The organism is Pseudomonas sp. B21-012, from assembly GCF_024749305.1.
In the GTDB taxonomy this organism is placed as follows: domain Bacteria; phylum Pseudomonadota; class Gammaproteobacteria; order Pseudomonadales; family Pseudomonadaceae; genus Aquipseudomonas.
Map to the genome: position 1 here is coordinate 5,592,286 of NZ_CP087197.1, position 18,711 is coordinate 5,610,996.

Sequence of the window (18,711 nt, forward strand, 5' to 3'; positions counted from 1 at the left end):
ACGTGGCACTTTCCGTTTGTTTCAGGAGCGCTGCAGACGCGCGCCGTGCTCCTCGTAGGCGCGACTGAATTCGCGCCCGAACAGGTCCTGGAAGTCGTCTTCGGCTTCCCGGGAAATCTTGCTGTACAGCTCGGTGAACTGCTGCCAGTACTGCGCCTGGCGCGAACCTGCGAACAGCTTCGACAGGCCTGCCGGTTCGCCGAGCCGCGATTCCAGCTGCGCCGGCTCGAAGCGCCCGAGCAGGTGCTTGATCGCCGCTTCAACACCGGCCATCACTGCCAGCTGATGCGCGCGCAAGTCGTCGAAACTGTCGCGTACCGCCTGGTCCGGCGCCATGAACGCGTGGTTGCCATGGCGCAGCAGCAACAGCAGCGCTTCATCGGCATTGGGCGCGAACTTGAGCGGGTTGTTTTCTGCCGGGCGGATCATCGTCTGCTGCATGCGGAACTCGCCCTTGAGGCTGCTGCGCGCACGCAACACATCGATCAGGCCCTCGACCATCAAGCGATAACTGCGGCCAAGGGCTTCCATCTGCGCCTCGACCTGGGCGCTGTCGATACGCAGATGTTCAAGCCCCGCACCGCGCAGGAACGCCTGGGCCAGCACACTGGAGTCGCCAGCCTGCGCCGAGGCCTCGACAGGCGCGGGCATGGGTGCGGGCATGGCTGGTTCGACAGCTACAACGACAGGCGCGGGCGCCGCCGGCACCGGTTCGGCGAACAGGTCCCAGTCTTCGGGAATCACTCCAGGGCTTGCCGGTACCGGCTCAGGCGTCGACGCTACGGGCGTTGGCGGGCGAAAATCATGCTGCTGGGCAGGCACGTGATCGGCGCGGGTCACCGGCGCAATGCTCGCCGGTGCAAGAAAATCGAACAGGTCCGGCAAGGTGGCATTGCTCGACGCGCCCTGGATCAACGCTGGCGCAACAGCATTTTGGGGGCTCGCAGCGGCACCGGCCTGGTTGGCCATCAGCGCCTCGAAGCTGTTGGCGGCGTCAGCAGCGTGCGGGTTGCCATCGGCAATCTTGAAGCTTGAATCGATCCGTGCCTGGATTTCGTACTCGCCGATACGGATGACTTCGCCATCCATCAACAGCTCACTGTTACCGCGACGCAAGCGAATACCGGCGTGAATTAATTCGACACCATTAGTGCTGTTATCGGTCAGGTAATAACGGCCGTCTTTATATTGAATTACACAATGTTGCGAAGAAACCAGACGCTCCGGATCGGGCAGCACCCAATCATTATCGGGGCCGCGCCCAATACTGATGGCACCTGACTCGATGAACTTTTCAGGACATTGGCCAGGGGTAATCTTGTGATAACTGGTAATAGTAAGACTCAGCGACATCACGCCTCCTTAGCAACATCCCGAATCGCCTGTGGGCCCGCTGGAGGCCTGCCACACTTGCCACGATTCGCTTCCAATCCCTGAAAAAGTCTACTGAATGTCCGAATTTCGTTCACTTTTCGCTGATGTTCATCAGTTTCAAATGACATCCACCGCTACCCTGACCAACAAGTCAATAAACCTGTACGGCCCAGTATGCAGGTCACGATGGGCCGCTAGCTTACCTTGACAGCCAATTGGAAATAAACCAAAAATGCGCAACTTGCTGAACAGGCGTGATATCACTTTGATATCAACTAAGGACAACTCAGCAAATTATGTGCGCTATGTCACAAAACCAACTAGCACACATTAGCCACCCCCACCACGGGACGATACGGAGATCGATATCTGGTGAACTCAGCGCATTTGCTCGCTGCCGTTTCGGAAAACTTTCCTTGCGGCGACGACCTTGAATACGACCCGGACTTCCTGCAATTGGAGCGTGATGCCCAAGGCCGGCCCGAGCGTGTCATGGGCGATGCCATCCAGCCTGCCGAAGCTCCGCAGTGGCGGCAGATCGAACAGTCCTGCACCGCCCTGCTGCAACGCAGCAAAGACCTTCGCGTCACTCATTTCCTCTTGCAAAGTGCCCTCGCCCTGCACGGCATTGCCGGCCTGGCCAACACTCTGCAACTGATCAACGAGCTGTTGCGCCAGTACTGGCCGCAGGTCCATCCGCAGCTCGACGCCGATGACGACAACGACCCGACAGTGCGTATCAACGCCCTCGCCGGTCTGGTCTGCGAGACCAACATCGCCCTGCTGCGCGAAAGCCTGCTGACCCGCTCCCGCGCCTTCGGCCCGGTCAGCCTGCGCGCAGCCCTGCACGCCAGCGGTTTGCAGCACTTTGCCAGCGAGACGCTCAACGCCGACGAACTCGGCGGCGCCCTGCGCGACAGCGATGGCGAGCAACTGCAGGCCACCCGCGAGGCGCTACAGCAAGCCCGCGAGGCCGCCGAGGCAATCGAGCAATTCGTCAACGAGCAGGTCGGATCGGCCAGCGGAGTTGATCTGAGCGCGCTCAAGCAGCCGCTGCGCCAGGCCGCGCAGATTCTTGCCGAACATGCGCCGGCCAGCGAGCAGGCCGCCAACGACGCCAGCGAAACCAGCAGCGCTGCCGACAGCTCGCCGCCGGTTGCCGAGGCCGCCCCCGCGCCCGCCATCGCCCGCGCTTCGGCCGATATCGCCAGCCGCGACGAAGTACTGCGCAGCCTTGACCGAATTCTCAAGTACTACGCCCGCCACGAGCCCTCGAGCCCGCTGCCGGTGCTGCTCAACCGCGCGAAAAATCTGGTCAACGCCGATTTTGCCGCGATCGTCCGCGACTTGATCCCCGATGGGCTGTCGCAGTTCGAAACCCTGCGCGGACCCGAAGCTGACTGAGGCCTGCGGGCCTGACCCAACGCACATACGCAACACCGTTACCGGCAACGATCGATGACGCCAATACCGTCGCACCTGCGACCAGGAGGAACAACGTGGCGAACCCCAGTTCTCAGAAATTCATTGCGCGCAATCGCGCGCCGCGGGTGCAGATCGAGTATGACGTCGAGCTCTACGGCGCCGAAAAGAAGGTCCAGCTGCCTTTCGTCATGGGCGTCATGGCCGACCTCGCGGGCAAGCCTGCCGAGCCGCTGGCCCCGGTCGCCGAGCGCAAGTTCCTGGAAATCGACGTCGACAACTTCGACTCGCGCCTCAAGGCCATGCAGCCACGGGTGGCGTTCCACGTACCCAACGAGCTGACCGGCGAAGGCAACCTGAGCCTGGATATCACCTTCGAGAGCATGGACGACTTCAGCCCTGCCGCCGTGGCGCGCAAGGTCGATTCGCTGAACCAGCTGCTCGAAGCGCGGACCCAGCTGGCCAACCTGCTGACCTACATGGACGGCAAGACCGGCGCCGAAGAAATCATCATGAAAGCCATCAAGGATCCGGCCCTGCTCCAGGCCTTGGCCAGCGCGCCAAAGCCCCAGGATGCCGAGCCGAACGCTTAATCAGGACAAAGCCTCATGACCGATCCGATGCGTGATACCCAGGCCCAGCCAGCGGCCACCGAGCAAGCCAGCGAGTTCGCTTCGCTGCTGCTGCAAGAATTCAAACCCAAGACCGAGCGCGCCCGCGAGGCCGTCGAAACTGCGGTGCGCACCCTGGCCGAACAGGCCCTGGCACAAACCGACCTGGTGTCCAATGACGCGATCAAGTCGATCGAATCGATCATTGCCGCCATCGACGCCAAGCTCACCGCCCAGGTCAACCAGGTGATCCACCACCCCGAGTTCCAAAAGCTGGAAAGCGCCTGGCGGGGCCTGCACTACCTGGTCAACAACACCGAGAGCGACGAGCAGCTGAAAATCCGCGTGCTCAACATCTCCAAGCCCGACCTGCACAAGACCCTGAAGAAATTCAAGGGCACAGCCTGGGACCAGAGCCCGCTGTTCAAGAAGATGTACGAAGAAGAGTACGGCCAGTTCGGCGGCGAGCCGTATGGTTGCCTGGTCGGCGACTACTACTTCGACCAGTCGCCACCGGACGTCGAGCTGCTCGGCGAGCTGTCCAAGGTGTGTGCCGCCATGCACTCGCCGTTCATCGCTGCGGCCTCGCCGACCGTGATGGGCATGGGCTCGTGGCAGGAGCTGTCGAACCCGCGCGACCTGACCAAAATCTTCACCACCCCCGAGTACGCCGGCTGGCGCTCGCTGCGTGAATCGGAAGACTCGCGCTACATCGGCCTGACCATGCCGCGCTTCCTGGCGCGCCTGCCGTATGGCGCCAAGACCGACCCGGTAGAAGCCTTCGCCTTCGAAGAAGACACCGATGGCGCCGACAGCGCCAAGTACACCTGGGCCAACGCCGCCTACGCGATGGCGGTGAACATCAACCGCTCGTTCAAGTACTACGGCTGGTGCTCGCGGATTCGCGGCGTCGAGTCCGGTGGCGAAGTGCAGAACCTGCCGGCGCACACCTTCCCTACCGATGACGGTGGCGTGGACATGAAGTGCCCGACTGAAATCGCCATCTCCGACCGCCGTGAAGCGGAACTGGCGAAGAACGGTTTCATGCCGCTGTTGCACAAGAAGAACACCGACTTCGCCGCCTTCATTGGCGCCCAGTCGCTGCAAAAACCTGCCGAGTACGACGACCCGGACGCCACCGCCAACGCCAACCTGGCCGCGCGCCTGCCGTACCTGTTCGCCACCTGCCGCTTCGCTCACTACCTGAAGTGCATCGTGCGCGACAAGATCGGCTCGTTCAAAGAGAAGGACGAGATGCAGCGCTGGCTGCAGGACTGGATCCTCAACTACGTCGATGGCGATCCGGCCCACTCCACCGAAACCACCAAGGCCCAGCACCCACTGGCAGCTGCCGAAGTGGTGGTCGAAGAAGTCGAAGGCAACCCGGGTTACTACAACTCGCGTTTCTACCTGCGCCCGCACTACCAGCTCGAAGGGCTGACCGTGTCGCTGCGCCTGGTATCGAAGTTGCCGTCGGCCAAGGGCGCCTGAGCCCAGGCTCGCTAGAACGCCCCGTGCTGCGGGGCGTGCACTGAAAAAATAATGTGGTAGATGCCACACTCTGGAGACAACATGGCAGTTGATATTTTCATCAAGATTGGCGACATCAAGGGCGAGTCCATGGACAAGGCCCACAAGGACGAAATCGATGTACTGAACTGGAGCTGGGGCATGGCCCAGTCCGGCAACATGCACATGGGTGGTGGCGGCGGCGCCGGCAAGGTCAACATCCAGGACCTGTCGCTGACCAAGTACGTCGACAAATCCAGCCCCAACCTGATGATGCACTGCTCCAGCGGCAAGCACATCGACAAGGTCAAGCTGACCGTGCGCAAGGCCGGTGGCGAGAGCCAGGTCGAGTACCTGATCATCAACCTCGAAGAAGTGCTGATCAGCTCGCTGAGCACCGGTGGCTCGGGCGGCGATGACCGCCTGACCGAAAACGTCACCCTGAACTTCGGCAAAGTCACGGTCGATTACCAGCCGCAGAAAGCTGACGGCACCAAAGACGGCGGCCCGGTCAAGTACGGCTGGAACGTGCGCCAGAACGTCAAGATCTGATGCGTTTCGCCCTCTTCGCGGGGCAAACCCGCTCCCACCCTGTAGGAGCGGGCTTGCCCCGCGATAGGGATAACGCACTCACGCATATCACCACCGGAGCCGCCCCTTGGTAGCCGAAATCGCTGCACGTGACCGTCTGCAGCCTTCGCTGCTCGATCGTCTGACCGACGACGAGCCCGGCAACCTGCAAGAAGCCAACGACAAGCGCGTGCTTTCGCTGAGCCAGCTCAAGGCCTCGGTACTGCGCGACCTCACCTGGCTGCTCAACACCACTTCACTGCTCGATGCGGCCGCCACCCTCAACACCCCGGCCGGCACTTCGGTGGTCAACTACGGCCTGCCGGCACTGGCCGGTAACAGCGCCTCGAACATTGATATCAGCGCACTGGAGAGCATCATTTACCAGGCCATCGCCACCTTCGAACCACGCATCCTGCGCAGCAGCCTGCGGGTGCGCGCCCAGGTCGCACCGGGGGAGATGAACAACAACGCCCTGAGTTTCGAGATCGAAGGCGACCTGTGGGCCCAGCCGGCGGCACTGCCGTTGTTGCTGCGTACCGACCTTGACCTGGAATCCGGGCATGTCCGGGTGGCCCCCGCCGAGCGCCGGAGACGTCCATGAACCCGCGCCTGCTCGAGCTGTACAACCAGGAACTGCAACACATCCGCGAAAGCGCGGCAGAATTTTCCAGGGAATACCCGAAGATCGCCGGGCGCCTGACCCTGTCCGGTATCGACTGCGCCGACCCCTATGTCGAGCGCCTGCTCGAAGGTTTTGCCTACCTGACCGCACGGGTGCAACTCAAGCTCGATGCCGAGTACCCGACCTTTACCCACAACCTGCTGGAGATCGCCTACCCGCACTACCTGGCGCCGACGCCGTCGATGACGGTGGTGCAGATGCAGGCCGATCCAGATGAAGGTTCGCTAAGTGCCGGCTTCACCCTGCCGCGTGGCAGCGTGCTGCGCGCCACCCTTGGTCGCGATTCGCAAACGCCTTGCGAGTTTCGCAGTGCCCATCCCGTTACCCTGTGGCCGCTGCAAGTCGCCCAGGCGGAATACTTCGGCAACCCGGCAGCCCGCCTCGGGCGCCTGGCCGCCAGCGAACCGAAGGCCCGCGCCGGCTTGCGCATTACCTTGCGTACCGGCGCCGAACTACCGTTCAACGCCCTCGACCTCAGCAGCCTGCCGCTGTACCTGAACGGCGCCGACGAACTGCCGTTTCGCCTGTACGAGCAGCTGCTGGGCAACGCCTGTGCGGTGTTCGCGCGCCAGCCTGGCAGCGACTGGGTCGAGCGCATCCCGACCTCGGCCCTGCGCCCTTGCGGCTTCGATGACCGCGAGGCGGCGCTACCGGTGGTGCCGCAGGCATTCCAGGGTTACCGCCTGCTGCAGGAGTACTTCGCCCTGCCGCAGCGTTTTCTGTTCGTAGAATTTGCCGAACTGGATCGCGCAGTAAAGCGTTGCGATGGTCAGGAGCTGGAGCTGATCGTGCTGTTCGAACGCTACGACCAGAGCCTGGAAGGCAGCGTCGGCGTCGAGCAGTTCGTGCCCTTCTGCACCCCGGCGATCAACCTGTTCCCGCGCCGGGTCGACCGCATTCACCTGAGCGACCGGGTCAACGAGCACCATGTGATCGCCGACCGCACCCGGCCAACGGATTTCGAGATCCATTCACTGAGCAGCGTTACCGGCCACGGCACCGGCCCCGACCAGGCTTTCCTGCCCTTCTATGCGGTCCGCGACCCGTCGCGCTACGGCCGTGACCAGGCCTATTACATCGTCCGCCGCGAGCCGCGCATGCTCTCCAGCGAGCAGCGCCGCAACGGCACCCGCTCGACCTACATGGGCAGCGAAACCTTCATCAGCCTGGTCGATGGCCAGCAAGCGCCTTACCGCCACGACCTGCGCCAACTGGGGGTCAGCGCCCTGTGCACCAACCGCGACCTGGCGCTGTTCATGAACGTCGGCGATGGCCGCAGTGATTTCACCCTGGCCGACAGCGCGCCGGTGGCCGCCATTCGCTGCCTGGCCGGGCCAAGCCGGCCACGGGCCAGCCATGCCCATGACAACAAGGCCTGGCGTCTGATCAGCCAGTTGTCGCTGAACTACCTGTCGCTGACCGAGCAAGGCCAGGGCGCCGCCGCCCTGCGCGAGTTGCTGCGCCTGTACGGCGACAGCCACGACGCCGCCCTGCAGCTGCAGATCGACGGCCTGCGCGAGGTCAGCAGCAAGGCCTGCACGCGACGCCTGCCGATGCCGGGGCCGATCGTCTTTGGCCGTGGCCTGGAGATCACCCTGGAATTCGACGAAAACGCCTTTCGCGGCACTGGCGTGTTCCTGCTCGGTGCGGTCTTCGAGCGCTTCCTGGCACGTTACGTGTCGATCAACAGCTTTACCGAGACGGTGCTCCGTACCACCGAACGCGGCGAGATCATGCGATGGAAAGCCAAGCCCGGACGCCGTCCGACCCTGTGAACATCCTCAGCGAAATGCAGGCCGAACCCTGGAACTACGATTTCTTCCAGGCCCTGCGCCGGCTGCAATGCGAGTCGCCGCAGCTGCCACGCTTCGGCCATTCGCTGCGCCTGGCCGATGATCCGGTGCGCCTTGGCCAGCAGCTCGACTGTGCGTTTGCGCCGGCCACCCTGGCGGCGCTGACGCCTGCCAGTGATCAGGGCCCGGCGCGCCTGGAGCAGTTCTTCTTTGGCCTCGGCGGCCCCAACGGCCCCTTGCCGCTGCACCTGACCGAGTACATGCGCGAGCGCCAGCGCAACAACGCCGACAGCACCAGCAAGCGCTTTCTCGATGTCTTTCATCACCGTCTGTTGAGCCTGTTCTACCGGGCCTGGGCCGAAGCGCGGCCGACGGTCAGCCATGACCGGCCCGATGACGACTACTGGGCCGCCCGCCTGGCCGCCCTGAGCGGGCGCGGCACCCCGGCGCTGCGTAATCAGGGCCCGTTGCCGGATACCGCCAAGTTGCACTACAGCGGCCACCTCGCCGCCCAGACCCGCTATCCGGATGGCCTGCGCGGTATTCTCGGGGCCTACTTCGGCGTGCCGGTAAGCATCGAGGAATACGTTGGCCAGTGGCTGCAACTGCCTGAACGCAGCCGCCTGGGCGCGAGCGCCAATCAGCTGGGCATGGATGTGTGCCTGGGCAGCCATGTCTGGGACCGCCAGCACAAGTTCCGCATCTGCCTGGGGCCGCTGAGCCTGGAGCAATACCTGTCGCTATTGCCCGATGGCAGTGCCTTCGCCGAGCTGGTGGCCTGGGTCGCCGAGCACCAGGGGCACGAGCTGGACTGGGACCTGCAACTGATTCTGCAGCAGGACGAAATACCCGCCCTGCAACTCAACACTGGCCGACGCCTGGGTTTCGATACCTGGCTCGGCCGCCCGCAACACGATGCCAGCGACCTGACACTGGCTCGGTACTACGCCGAGACGCGCGCATCGCAATCCACAAGGAGTCCGGAACATGGGTGAAATCAGCCGCGCCGCGCTGTTCGGCAAGCTCAACAGCGTCGCTTACAAGGCCATCGAGGCCGCCACGGTGTTCTGCAAACTGCGGGGCAACCCCTATGTGGAACTGGCCCACTGGTTTCATCAGTTGCTGCAACTGCAGGACTCGGACCTGCACCGCATCATTCGCCAGTTCAACCTGGAGCCAGCGCGCCTGGCCCGCGAACTGACCGAGGCCCTGGACCGCCTGCCGCGCGGCTCGACCTCGATCACCGACCTGTCGTCCCACGTCGAAGAGGCGGTGGAGCGTGGCTGGGTGTATGGCAGCCTGATGTTCGGCGAAAGCCAGGTGCGCACCGGTTACCTGGTGCTCGGCATCCTCAAGACTCCGAGCCTGCGCAATGCCCTGCTCGGCCTGTCGTCGGAGTTTGCCAAGATCAAGGTCGAAGCCCTCAGCGAGCGCTTTGACGAGTACGTCGGCGACTCACCGGAAAACGCCCTGGGCGCCAGCGACGGTTTCAATGCCGGCGCCGTGCCGGGCGAAGCCAGCGGCGCCATGGCCCCCAGCGCCCTGGGCAAGCAGGAAGCGCTCAAGCGCTTTACCGTCGACCTCACCGAGCAGGCGCGCAGCGGCAAGCTCGACCCGATCGTTGGTCGCGACGAAGAGATTCGCCAACTGGTGGATATCCTCATGCGTCGCCGGCAGAACAACCCGATCCTCACCGGTGAAGCCGGGGTGGGCAAAACCGCGGTGGTTGAAGGCTTTGCCCTGCGCATCGTTGCCGGCGATGTTCCGCCATCGCTCAAGGACGTCGAATTGCGCAGCCTGGATGTCGGCCTGCTACAGGCCGGGGCGAGCATGAAAGGCGAGTTCGAACAGCGCCTGCGCCAGGTCATCGAGGACGTGCAGGCCTCGCCCAGACCGATCATCCTGTTCATCGACGAAGCCCACACCCTGGTCGGTGCCGGTGGTGCCGCCGGCACCGGCGATGCTGCCAACCTGCTCAAGCCCGCGCTGGCCCGTGGCAGCTTGCGCACCGTGGCCGCCACCACCTGGGCCGAGTACAAGAAGCACATCGAGAAAGACCCGGCCCTGACCCGGCGTTTTCAGGTGGTGCAGGTCGCCGAGCCGAGCGAAGACAAGGCACTGCTGATGATGCGCGGCGTGGCCTCGACCATGGAGCAGCACCATCAGGTGCAGATCCTCGATGAAGCCCTGGAAGCCTCGGTCAAGCTCTCCCACCGCTACATCCCGGCGCGCCAGTTGCCAGACAAGTCCGTCAGCCTGCTCGACACCGCCTGCGCCCGTGTCGCCATCAGCCTGCATGCGGTACCGGCCGAGGTCGACGACAGCCGTCGACGCATCGAGGCACTGCAAACCGAGCTGCAGATCATCGCCCGCGAGCAGGCCATCGGTATCGCCATCGGCAACCGCCAGCAACAGTCTGAAACCTTGCTGGCTACCGAGCGCGAGCGCCTGGCCGAACTGGAAAGCCGTTGGGCCGAAGAGAAGGCCCTGGTCGACGAGCTGCTGGCCACCCGCGCGCAGCTGCGCGAAAACGTTGGGGTGGTCGACCGCGACACCGGCAGCGAACAGAGCCATGAGCTGCGCGAAAAACTCATCGAGCTGCAGCAGCGCCTGAGCGCCCTGCAAGGTGAAACCCCGCTGATCCTGCCAACCGTCGACTATCAGGCGGTGGCCTCGGTGGTTGCCGACTGGACCGGCATCCCGGTCGGACGCATGGCCCGCAACGAGCTCGAGACCGTGCTCAAGCTCGACCAGCACCTGGCCAAGCGCATCATTGGCCAGGACCATGCCCTGCAGATGATCGCCAAGCGTATCCAGACCTCCCGCGCCGGCCTCGACAATCCCAACAAACCGATCGGCGTGTTCATGCTCGCCGGCACCTCCGGGGTGGGCAAGACCGAAACCGCCCTGGCTCTGGCCGAGGCCATGTATGGCGGTGAGCAGAACGTCATCACCATCAACATGAGCGAGTTCCAGGAAGCCCATACCGTCTCGACCCTCAAGGGCGCCCCGCCCGGCTATGTCGGCTATGGCGAAGGTGGCGTGCTGACCGAAGCGGTGCGGCGCAAGCCCTACAGCGTGGTGCTGCTCGACGAGGTGGAAAAAGCCCACCCGGACGTGCACGAAATTTTCTTCCAGGTGTTCGACAAGGGCGTGATGGAAGACGGCGAAGGCCGAGTGATCGACTTCAAGAACACCTTGATCCTGCTCACCACCAACGCCGGTACCGAGCTGATTTCCCGGGTCTGCAAGGATCCGCAGAACATTCCCGAACCCGAGGCTATCGCCACTGCCTTGCGCCAACCGTTGCTGGAAATCTTCCCGCCGGCGCTGCTCGGCCGCTTGGTGACCATCCCCTACTACCCGCTCAGCGACGAGATGCTCAAGGCCATCACCCGCCTGCAGCTCGAACGCATCCGCAAGCGCGTGCAAGCCACCCATAAAGTGGCCTTCGACTACGACGACGAAGTGGTCGACTTGATCGTTTCGCGCTGCAGCGAGACCGAGAGCGGTGGGCGGATGATCGACGCGATCCTGACCAACAGCCTGCTGCCGGACATGAGCCGCGAGTTCCTCACCCGCATGCTCGAAGGCAAGGCCCTGGCCGGGGTGCGCATCAGCCGCCGCGACCACGACCTGCACTACCACTTCAGCGACGCGCCGTGATGGCGCGTTTGACGAGATAAGCGATGCTATTCAAGCAATTCACCCGACTGGCGCAGATCAACAGCCCGCTGGGCCCAGATGCGCTGATCCTGGCGGAAATGGGCGGCGGCGAAGAGCTGGGGCGGCTGTTCGACTACGAGTTGCAACTGACCTCGGACAACTCGTCCATCGACCTCAACCAGTTGCTGGGCAAGCCCATGAGCCTCAGCCTGCAACTGGACCTGGGCCGCTCGCGGTACTTTCACGGCATCGTGTCGCGCTGCAGCCAGAGCATCGACCGCGGCCAGTTCGCCAGTTACCGGGTGACCCTGCGGCCGTGGCTGTGGTTGCTGAGCAAGACCTCCGATTGCCGCATATTCCAGAACCAGAGCATCCCGCAGATCATCAAGCAGGTATTTCGCGACCTGGGGTTTTCCGACTTCGAAGACAGCTTGAGCCGCCCCTATCGCGAGTGGGAGTACTGCGTGCAGTACCGCGAGACCAGCTTCGACTTCGTCAGCCGCTTGATGGAACAGGAAGGCATCTACTACTACTTCCGCCACGAAAAGGACCGCCACGTGCTGGTGCTGGCCGATGCCTATGGCGCCCACCAGGTGGTGCCGGGCTACGAGTCGGTGCCGTACTTTCCGCCTGATGGTCAGCACCGCGAGCGTGACCACCTCAACGACTGGCACCTGGCCCAGGAGGTGCAGTCCGGCTCGCTGGAGCTTAACGACTACGACTTCCAGCGCCCCAGCGCGCGCATCGACGTGCGCTCGCAAATGCCGCGCCCGCACAGCGCCGGCGACTACCCGCTGTACGACTACCCCGGCACCTATGTGCAGAGTGAGGACGGCGAGCATTACGCCCGTACCCGTATCGAAGCGCTGCAAAGCCTGCATGAACGCATCGAACTGCGCGGCAATGCCCGCGGCCTGGCGGCAGGCAACCTGTTCAGCATGAGCGGCTTCAGCCGCCAGGACCAGAATCGCGAATACCTGATCGTCGGTGCCCGCTATTACATCGTCCAGGAGCGCCTGGAAACCGGCGCCGGCGGCGGCAATGCACAGTTCGAAAGCAACCTCAGCTGCATCGATGCGCAGCAGAGCTTCCGCCCCCTGGCCAGCACCCTGCGCCCGCAGGTCAAGGGCCCGCAGACCGCCATCGTGGTTGGCCCGGCCGGGGAAGAGATCTGGACCGACCAGTATGGTCGGGTCAAGGTGCACTTCTACTGGGACCGCCATGACCAGTCCAACGAGAACAGCTCGTGCTGGATTCGCGTGTCCCAGGCCTGGGCCGGCAAGAACTGGGGTTCGATGCAGATCCCGCGGATCGGTCAGGAAGTGATCGTCAGCTTTCTTGAAGGCGACCCCGACCGGCCGATCATCACCGGCCGGGTGTACAACGCCGAGCAGACGGTGCCCTACGACCTGCCGGCCAATGCGACCCAGAGCGGGATGAAAAGCCGTTCGAGCAAAGGCGGCACGCCGGCGAACTTCAACGAAATCCGCATGGAGGACAAGAAAGGCGCCGAGCAGCTGTACATCCATGCCGAGCGCAACCAGGACATCGAAGTCGAGAACGACGAGAGCCACTGGGTGGGCCACAACCGCAACAAGGTGGTGGACTTCAGTGAAGTGGCAACCATCGGCGAAGACCGTATTCGCGCAGTAAAGCGCGATGACATCCTGCTGGTTGGCTCGACCAAGACCGACAGCATCAGCCGCAGCTACCTGATCGAGGTCGGCGAAAACCTGCGCCTGGTGTGCGGCAAGAGCGTGCTCGAACTCAACGCCAGCGGCCAGATCAACCTCACCGGCGTGCAGTTCAACTTCAACGCCGAAGGCAATGCCCAGTTCAACACCGGCGGCACCCTGGACCTGAACATCGGCGGCGCCCCCGGCGCCACTGCGGACGGGCAAGGCGTCAAAGGCACCATCGATGGCGCCGTGGAAGCGATCTTCCCCAAGCCCAAAGCCAGCCAATAAAGAGATTTGCGCGTCATGACTTATCGCCTCAACGAATTCCAGCTCGCCCTGCCCGATGCCGAAGTGCAAGACACCAGCATCAACATCCTGCGCTTTGCCAAGCTCGGCACCTCGCTGATCATCAGCCGCAGCTTGCTGGCCGACGGCGAAACCCTGCAAAGCAACTTCGACGGCCAGCTCGAGCGCCTGCAACAGCAAGTCAAGGACCTGCGCTTCCAGCCGGGCCAGGCCGTGCACCTGGGTGCCGAGCAGACGGTGGAAGGCATCGAACTGCGCAGCCAGTTCAGCAAAGGCAACGAGAAGGTCTACCAGTACCAGCTTGCCCTGGTATTGCCCGGCACGCGCAAGATGTTCGCCCTGAGTTACGTCAAGGCCCAACCGCTGGGTGATGCCGAGGCTGCGCACTGGGCGGCGATCAAGCAATCACTGAACTTCGACACCCTGGCCTGATGAGCACCTTGCATGTCTGACGCTCTTTGGGCCGCCCGCCAGGGCGATGCGCTGATGCACACCTCGATGATGGCCGACATCGTCGGCGGTGTGCTGGAAGTGGCCGCCAACGTCGCCATCGGCATGTTGGCCACCGCGGCGGTGACTGCGGCGCTGGGGCTTACCGTGGTCACCGGCGGCCTCGGCTGCTTCGTGCTCGGCGCGGTGGTCGGTATCGTGGTCGGCGTGGCCATGAGCAAGACCGGGGCCGACAAGGGTTTAAGCAGTTTATGCGAGGGTATCGGCAATTTTCTGTTCCCGCCCTCGGTGCAGGCCAACATCCTCACTGGCTCGAAGAACACCCACACCAATGGCAAACCGGCCGCCCGCGCTGCTGGCGTCATCGTCGCCGCGGCGGCACCCGCCGGCAGTGATGCCGCCCAGCCGCCGGCCGAAGAGGAAGAAGAAAGCTTCCTCGACATGGCCAAGGGCTTTTTCTCGCAGATGTGGCGGCCCACGGTCGCCAGCCCCGCGCCAAACACCGAGCCTGCCGACGACGACAAGATCCTCTGCAGCAAGCACCCGCCAATGCCGCCGCAGTACCTGGCCGAAGGTTCGAGCAAGGTCACCATCAACGGCCATCCGGCTTGCCGCAGCGGCGATCGCAGCACCTGCGAGGCGGTGATTGTCGATGCCGGGCTGATCTCCAGTAACGTGCGCATTGGCGGCGGCTCGATCGTGGTCCGCGAGATTCGCAGTGGCAAGACCCCGGGCATCGGCCTGGCGATTACCGCTTTGATGCTGCTGCGCGGGCGTGGCGGCAAGTTCTACAGCGAACTGGGCTGTATGGTAATTGGCGGCGTTGCTACCTACCTGACCGAGCAGGTAGCAGGTGCGTTGACATCCGCTGTAGCCGGCTCTGCGCATCCGGTCCATAGCCCCACCGGGGCCAAGGTTCTTGCTGACGACGATGATCTGGACTTCAGCTTGCCCGGCTTGATCCCGCTGGAGTGGCAGCGCTTCTACAGCAGCCGTGACACCCGCCACGATGGCCTTTTCGGTGCGGGCTGGAGCGTCGATTACGAGGTATTTGTCAGGATCGAACTACACCCGCAAGGCGGCGAGCGAGTGCTGTTTACCGACGATCAGGCGCGTATTATCGACATGGGCCACATACCCCGGGGCGATGCCGTCTTCAGCGCAGGTGAAGGCCTGAGTGTACGCCGCGAGCATAACGGTGAACTGCTGATCGAGCGTACCGACGGATTGTATCGCCTGTTCCAGCCGACTCCGAACGACCCACTGCACCTGCGCCTGGCGCAATTGGGTGACCGCAACGATAACCGCATCTATCTTGATTACGACGCCAGTGGTCGTTTGACCGGGCTGCGCGATACCTTCGACTTGATCCAGGTACAACTGTATTACAGCACTCAATGGCCAGGGCGGATCAGTTCTCTCGAGCGCCTGTATAGCGACGGCGCATCCGAACTGCTGGTCAGTTATGGTTATGACGACAACGGCGACCTGGCCCAGGTGCGCGACGCCAATGGCCAGTTGCAACGCAGCTTCAGCTACGACCAGGGCCGACGCATGGTCGAGCACCAGTTGCCCAGCGGCCTGCGCTGCTTCTACGAATGGACTCGCGCTGCCGACAACTGGCGCGTCGCTCGGCATTGGACCGATGATGGCGACGAGTATCGTTTCGACTACGACATCGAGGCCGGCATCACCCGGATCACCGACAGCCTGCAACGGGTCAGCAGCCGCCACTGGAACCCGCAGTACCAGATCACCCAATACACCGACGCCCTCGGCCACACCTGGTGCTTCGAGTGGAACGACGAGCGCCAGTTGCTCGCTGCCACCGACCCGCAAGGTGGGCAATGGCAATACCTGTACGATGAGTCCGGCAACCTGTGCGAAAGCATCGACCCACTCGGGCGCAGCGAGTCAACCCTATGGCTGGAGCATTGGTCTCTACCCCGAGTAGAGACCGACTACGCAGGCAATCGGCGAAGCTATCGCTACGATCAGCGCGGCAACTGCAGCAGTGAAACCGACCCACAAGGCAACATAACTCGCTATCGCTACGACGAACGAGGCCAAGTGGTAGAGGTGATCGACGCTACAGGCAAGCGCCAACACTTGCGCTGGAATGATTACGGCCTGCTCAGTGAGCAGGTTGACTGTTCGGGCTATCCCACCCGTATGAACTATGACCGTCGTGGCCATCTACAATCTGTCACCGACGCCCTCGGCGAACGTACCGAATATGAATACGACGCACGAGGCCGCTTGCAACTGCGACGGTTACCGGATGGGCGCAGCGACCTTTACCAGTATCACTGCAACGGTCAGCTCAGTACCCATACCGACCCGGCCGGGCACACCACCCAGTTCCTCTATACCCGTCGCGGTCAGCTGCACCTGCGCATCGATCCGCACGGGCGCAAAGTTCAGTACGGCTATGACGCCTACGGCCGTTTGCTCACGCTGACCAACGAAAATGGTGAGCGTTATCGCTTCGCCTGGGATCAAGGAGATCGCTTGACCCAGCAGCAGTATCTGGATTCAAGCACCCGCTGTTATCACTATGATGCGCTGAACAACGTTACGGCTCAGACCTATGCCCCGGCACCCGACGACAACGAGCCGACACTCAAACCGATCTGTCACCACTACCAACTGGATGCAGCCGGCCGGGTAATCCAAAAACGCACTGACGATGGACTAACCGAGTACAGCTACGACGCACTTGATCACCTGGTCGCCATCTGTTTCACCGATACCAGCGGCAACAGCGAACAATTGGAATTCGGCTATGACGAACTCGGACAGCTTGTTGAGGACTGCAGTCAGGCCGGCTTACTGCAGCACTGCTACGATGAACTTGGCAATTTGACCCAGACCCGACTGGGCGACGGCCGCTGGCTAAATCGTCTTTACTATGGCAGTGGCCATCTGCACCAGCTCAATCTCGATGGCCAGGTGATCTGTGACTTCGAGCGCGACCGCCTGCATCGAGAAGTTTTTCGCTCCCAGGGACAGCTCTGCACCCGCAGCGAGTACGACCGTAGCGGCCGCCTGCGCTCCCGGCTGCGTCGTTCACTCCAGCAGCCGCCACAGCTACCAGCGCCCGTTCAACAACGCTTTGACTTCGATCCTGCCGACAATTTGATCGGTCGTTTCAATCAGGATCTTGCAGGCCAGCACCAGCAACTGCTGCATTACGATGCCAGCGCTCGCATCATGGCCAGCCAGAACACAGGTCAGGGCCAGAGCGAAGTCTTTGCCTACGATGCCGCGGCTAATCTGCTCGACGGTTCAGAGCTCGGAAAGGGCCTTGTCCGCCATAATCGTTTGCTTTCTTACCAAGACAAGCGGTATCGCTACGACGCCTTTGGTCGGATGATCGAAAAACGTAGCAGCCGCCACGGCGTGCAACGGTTCAGCTACGACGCAGAACACCGCTTGATCCAGGTCCGCAGCCATATCGGCGGCCGAGAACGGGTGCTGAACATGCGTTATGACCCATTGGGTCGACGCGTCGAAAAAAGCCAGCACGACGATGCTGGCAATCTCCTGGAAAAGACCCGTTTTACCTGGGATGGACTGCGCCTTTTGCTGGAGCAGCAGCATGGCCGAACCAGTCTCTATCTCTATGATCAGGACAGCCATGAGCCTCTGGCGCGGGTCGACGGCGCTGGCGCACAACAACACGTGCGCTACTACCACAACGACCTTAACGGCTTGCCAGAGCAATTGACCGAATTCAAGGGTGACGTTCTCTGGCAGGCGCGCTATCTGGTATGGGGTAACACCCTGCAGGAAACCCGCGAAGGATATTACCTCGAAGAGCAGAATCTCAGGTTCCAAGGGCAGTACCTGGATCGGGAAAGCGGACTGCACTACAACACGTTTCGCTTCTATGATCCTGATATCGGACGCTTCACCACACCCGATCCCATCGGCCTGCTGGGGGGCATCAACCTTTATCAATACGCACCGAATCCGCTCGGTTGGATCGACCCGCTGGGTTGGAAGAAGAAATGCAGCTTCCGAAAACCCCGACGGGTAAAAAGCAAATCAACGGGGCGCACCAGACCCCGGAACCGCAACGAAGAGTTCGCTCTGGATCATGTCAAGAAACATCCGGAAAACGGGATAGAGATCATCAAGCCCGACCAGATCGGAGACCCTCACTTCAAAGGCAAGGGCTGGTCAAAAATGGAGCGTAAAGTAAACGGGGTCAACGTCCACTACATGGCCAAGCTCGATCCTAAAGGGAAAATGACCCACGTCACTGACTTCAAGATAAAGGACTGAAGATGAACTACACCCATCGAAACAGCAAAAATCAGAAGAGCCACTGGGAACAGTGCGAGCGGCAGCAGGCGCCCTACATAGAGATCAGCGACATCAATGAAACGTACAAGAATGTTTTCTACGACATTACCAATCTGTCAGGGGACCTCGAAGAAATTTCCGAAGCAGTGAAAGCGATCTACACAAGTTATGTTGCGTTCTACCTTGTGCCTCAGATCGATATCGAGCCTCTGTTCGAGCAATATTATTTTTTTAACCTGATCGTCAAATCTGCACACGCAGAGATCATTGCAGAGCAGCTGCATTGCTACCTGAGCGCACAACTCAACGGCCAATGAACCCCAGGCACATTGCTG

At 62.3% G+C, this 18,711-nt stretch carries 13 protein-coding genes; 12 read left to right on the plus strand and 1 reads right to left on the minus strand.

Going from position 1 to position 18,711, the window contains the following annotated elements:
• Positions 1–21 precede the first annotated feature (21 nt).
• The gene (tagH, locus tag LOY37_RS25755; protein ID WP_258716005.1) at positions 22–1,353 is read right to left on the minus strand and encodes a type VI secretion system-associated FHA domain protein TagH; all 1,332 of its coding nucleotides are present in this window, start codon (positions 1,351–1,353) and stop codon (positions 22–24) included.
• Positions 1,354–1,746: 393 nt separating this feature from the next.
• On the opposite strand from tagH, the gene tssA reads away from it, so the two are divergent.
• From tssA to LOY37_RS25815, 12 genes are all read left to right on the plus strand, one after another.
• Positions 1,747–2,778: a type VI secretion system protein TssA gene (gene tssA, locus LOY37_RS25760; RefSeq protein ID WP_258716006.1), complete on the plus strand. Its 1,032-nt coding sequence runs from the start codon at positions 1,747–1,749 to the stop codon at positions 2,776–2,778.
• A gap of 95 nt (positions 2,779–2,873) precedes the next feature.
• Positions 2,874–3,389, plus strand: a complete 516-nt coding sequence (tssB, locus tag LOY37_RS25765; RefSeq protein WP_010221277.1) for a type VI secretion system contractile sheath small subunit — start codon at positions 2,874–2,876, stop codon at positions 3,387–3,389.
• A 15-nt stretch (positions 3,390–3,404) separates the two neighbouring features.
• A complete protein-coding gene (gene tssC / locus LOY37_RS25770) occupies positions 3,405–4,898 on the plus strand; it encodes a type VI secretion system contractile sheath large subunit (RefSeq protein ID WP_010221276.1) in 1,494 nt (497 codons plus the stop codon).
• Positions 4,899–4,979: 81 nt separating this feature from the next.
• Positions 4,980–5,468, plus strand: coding sequence for a type VI secretion system tube protein Hcp (locus LOY37_RS25775; protein ID WP_038998241.1), 489 nt, complete (start codon positions 4,980–4,982; stop codon positions 5,466–5,468).
• Between the two features lie 106 nt (positions 5,469–5,574).
• Positions 5,575–6,090, plus strand: coding sequence for a type VI secretion system baseplate subunit TssE (tssE, locus tag LOY37_RS25780; RefSeq protein ID WP_093378493.1), 516 nt, complete (start codon positions 5,575–5,577; stop codon positions 6,088–6,090).
• Positions 6,087–7,946, plus strand: coding sequence for a type VI secretion system baseplate subunit TssF (gene tssF / locus LOY37_RS25785; protein ID WP_258716007.1), 1,860 nt, complete (start codon positions 6,087–6,089; stop codon positions 7,944–7,946). The genes tssE and tssF overlap by 4 nt, the downstream gene beginning before the upstream one ends.
• Positions 7,910–8,959, plus strand: coding sequence for a type VI secretion system baseplate subunit TssG (gene tssG, locus LOY37_RS25790; protein WP_258608479.1), 1,050 nt, complete (start codon positions 7,910–7,912; stop codon positions 8,957–8,959). The genes tssF and tssG overlap by 37 nt, the downstream gene beginning before the upstream one ends.
• Positions 8,952–11,630, plus strand: a complete 2,679-nt coding sequence (tssH, locus tag LOY37_RS25795; protein ID WP_258716008.1) for a type VI secretion system ATPase TssH — start codon at positions 8,952–8,954, stop codon at positions 11,628–11,630. Before tssG ends, tssH begins: the two co-directional genes overlap by 8 nt.
• A 23-nt stretch (positions 11,631–11,653) precedes the next feature.
• Positions 11,654–13,597 carry a type VI secretion system tip protein VgrG gene (locus LOY37_RS25800; RefSeq protein ID WP_258716009.1) on the plus strand — a complete coding sequence of 648 codons (1,944 nt, stop codon included), beginning with the start codon at positions 11,654–11,656 and terminating at the stop codon, positions 13,595–13,597.
• Between the two features lie 15 nt (positions 13,598–13,612).
• Positions 13,613–14,047: a DUF1795 domain-containing protein gene (locus LOY37_RS25805; RefSeq protein ID WP_258716010.1), complete on the plus strand. Its 435-nt coding sequence runs from the start codon at positions 13,613–13,615 to the stop codon at positions 14,045–14,047.
• A gap of 12 nt (positions 14,048–14,059) precedes the next feature.
• Positions 14,060–18,355 carry an RHS repeat-associated core domain-containing protein gene (locus LOY37_RS25810; protein WP_258716011.1) on the plus strand — a complete coding sequence of 1,432 codons (4,296 nt, stop codon included), beginning with the start codon at positions 14,060–14,062 and terminating at the stop codon, positions 18,353–18,355.
• A gap of 2 nt (positions 18,356–18,357) precedes the next feature.
• Positions 18,358–18,693, plus strand: coding sequence for a hypothetical protein (locus LOY37_RS25815; RefSeq protein ID WP_093378468.1), 336 nt, complete (start codon positions 18,358–18,360; stop codon positions 18,691–18,693).
• Positions 18,694–18,711 lie beyond the last annotated feature (18 nt).

Bases quoted from the DNA above. Each gene is read 5' to 3' on its own strand.
- LOY37_RS25800 (WP_258716009.1), top strand. From the start codon at position 11,654: ATGCTATTCAAGCAATTCACCCGACTGGCGCAGATCAACAGCCCGCTG.
- tssG (WP_258608479.1), top strand. From the start codon at position 7,910: ATGGAAAGCCAAGCCCGGACGCCGTCCGACCCTGTGAACATCCTCAGC.
- LOY37_RS25805 (WP_258716010.1), top strand. From the start codon at position 13,613: ATGACTTATCGCCTCAACGAATTCCAGCTCGCCCTGCCCGATGCCGAA.
- tssH (WP_258716008.1), top strand. From the start codon at position 8,952: ATGGGTGAAATCAGCCGCGCCGCGCTGTTCGGCAAGCTCAACAGCGTC.
- LOY37_RS25810 (WP_258716011.1), top strand. From the start codon at position 14,060: ATGTCTGACGCTCTTTGGGCCGCCCGCCAGGGCGATGCGCTGATGCAC.
- LOY37_RS25815 (WP_093378468.1), top strand. From the start codon at position 18,358: ATGAACTACACCCATCGAAACAGCAAAAATCAGAAGAGCCACTGGGAA.
- tagH (WP_258716005.1), bottom strand. From the start codon at position 1,353: ATGTCGCTGAGTCTTACTATTACCAGTTATCACAAGATTACCCCTGGC.
- tssC (WP_010221276.1), top strand. From the start codon at position 3,405: ATGACCGATCCGATGCGTGATACCCAGGCCCAGCCAGCGGCCACCGAG.
- LOY37_RS25775 (WP_038998241.1), top strand. From the start codon at position 4,980: ATGGCAGTTGATATTTTCATCAAGATTGGCGACATCAAGGGCGAGTCC.
- tssF (WP_258716007.1), top strand. From the start codon at position 6,087: ATGAACCCGCGCCTGCTCGAGCTGTACAACCAGGAACTGCAACACATC.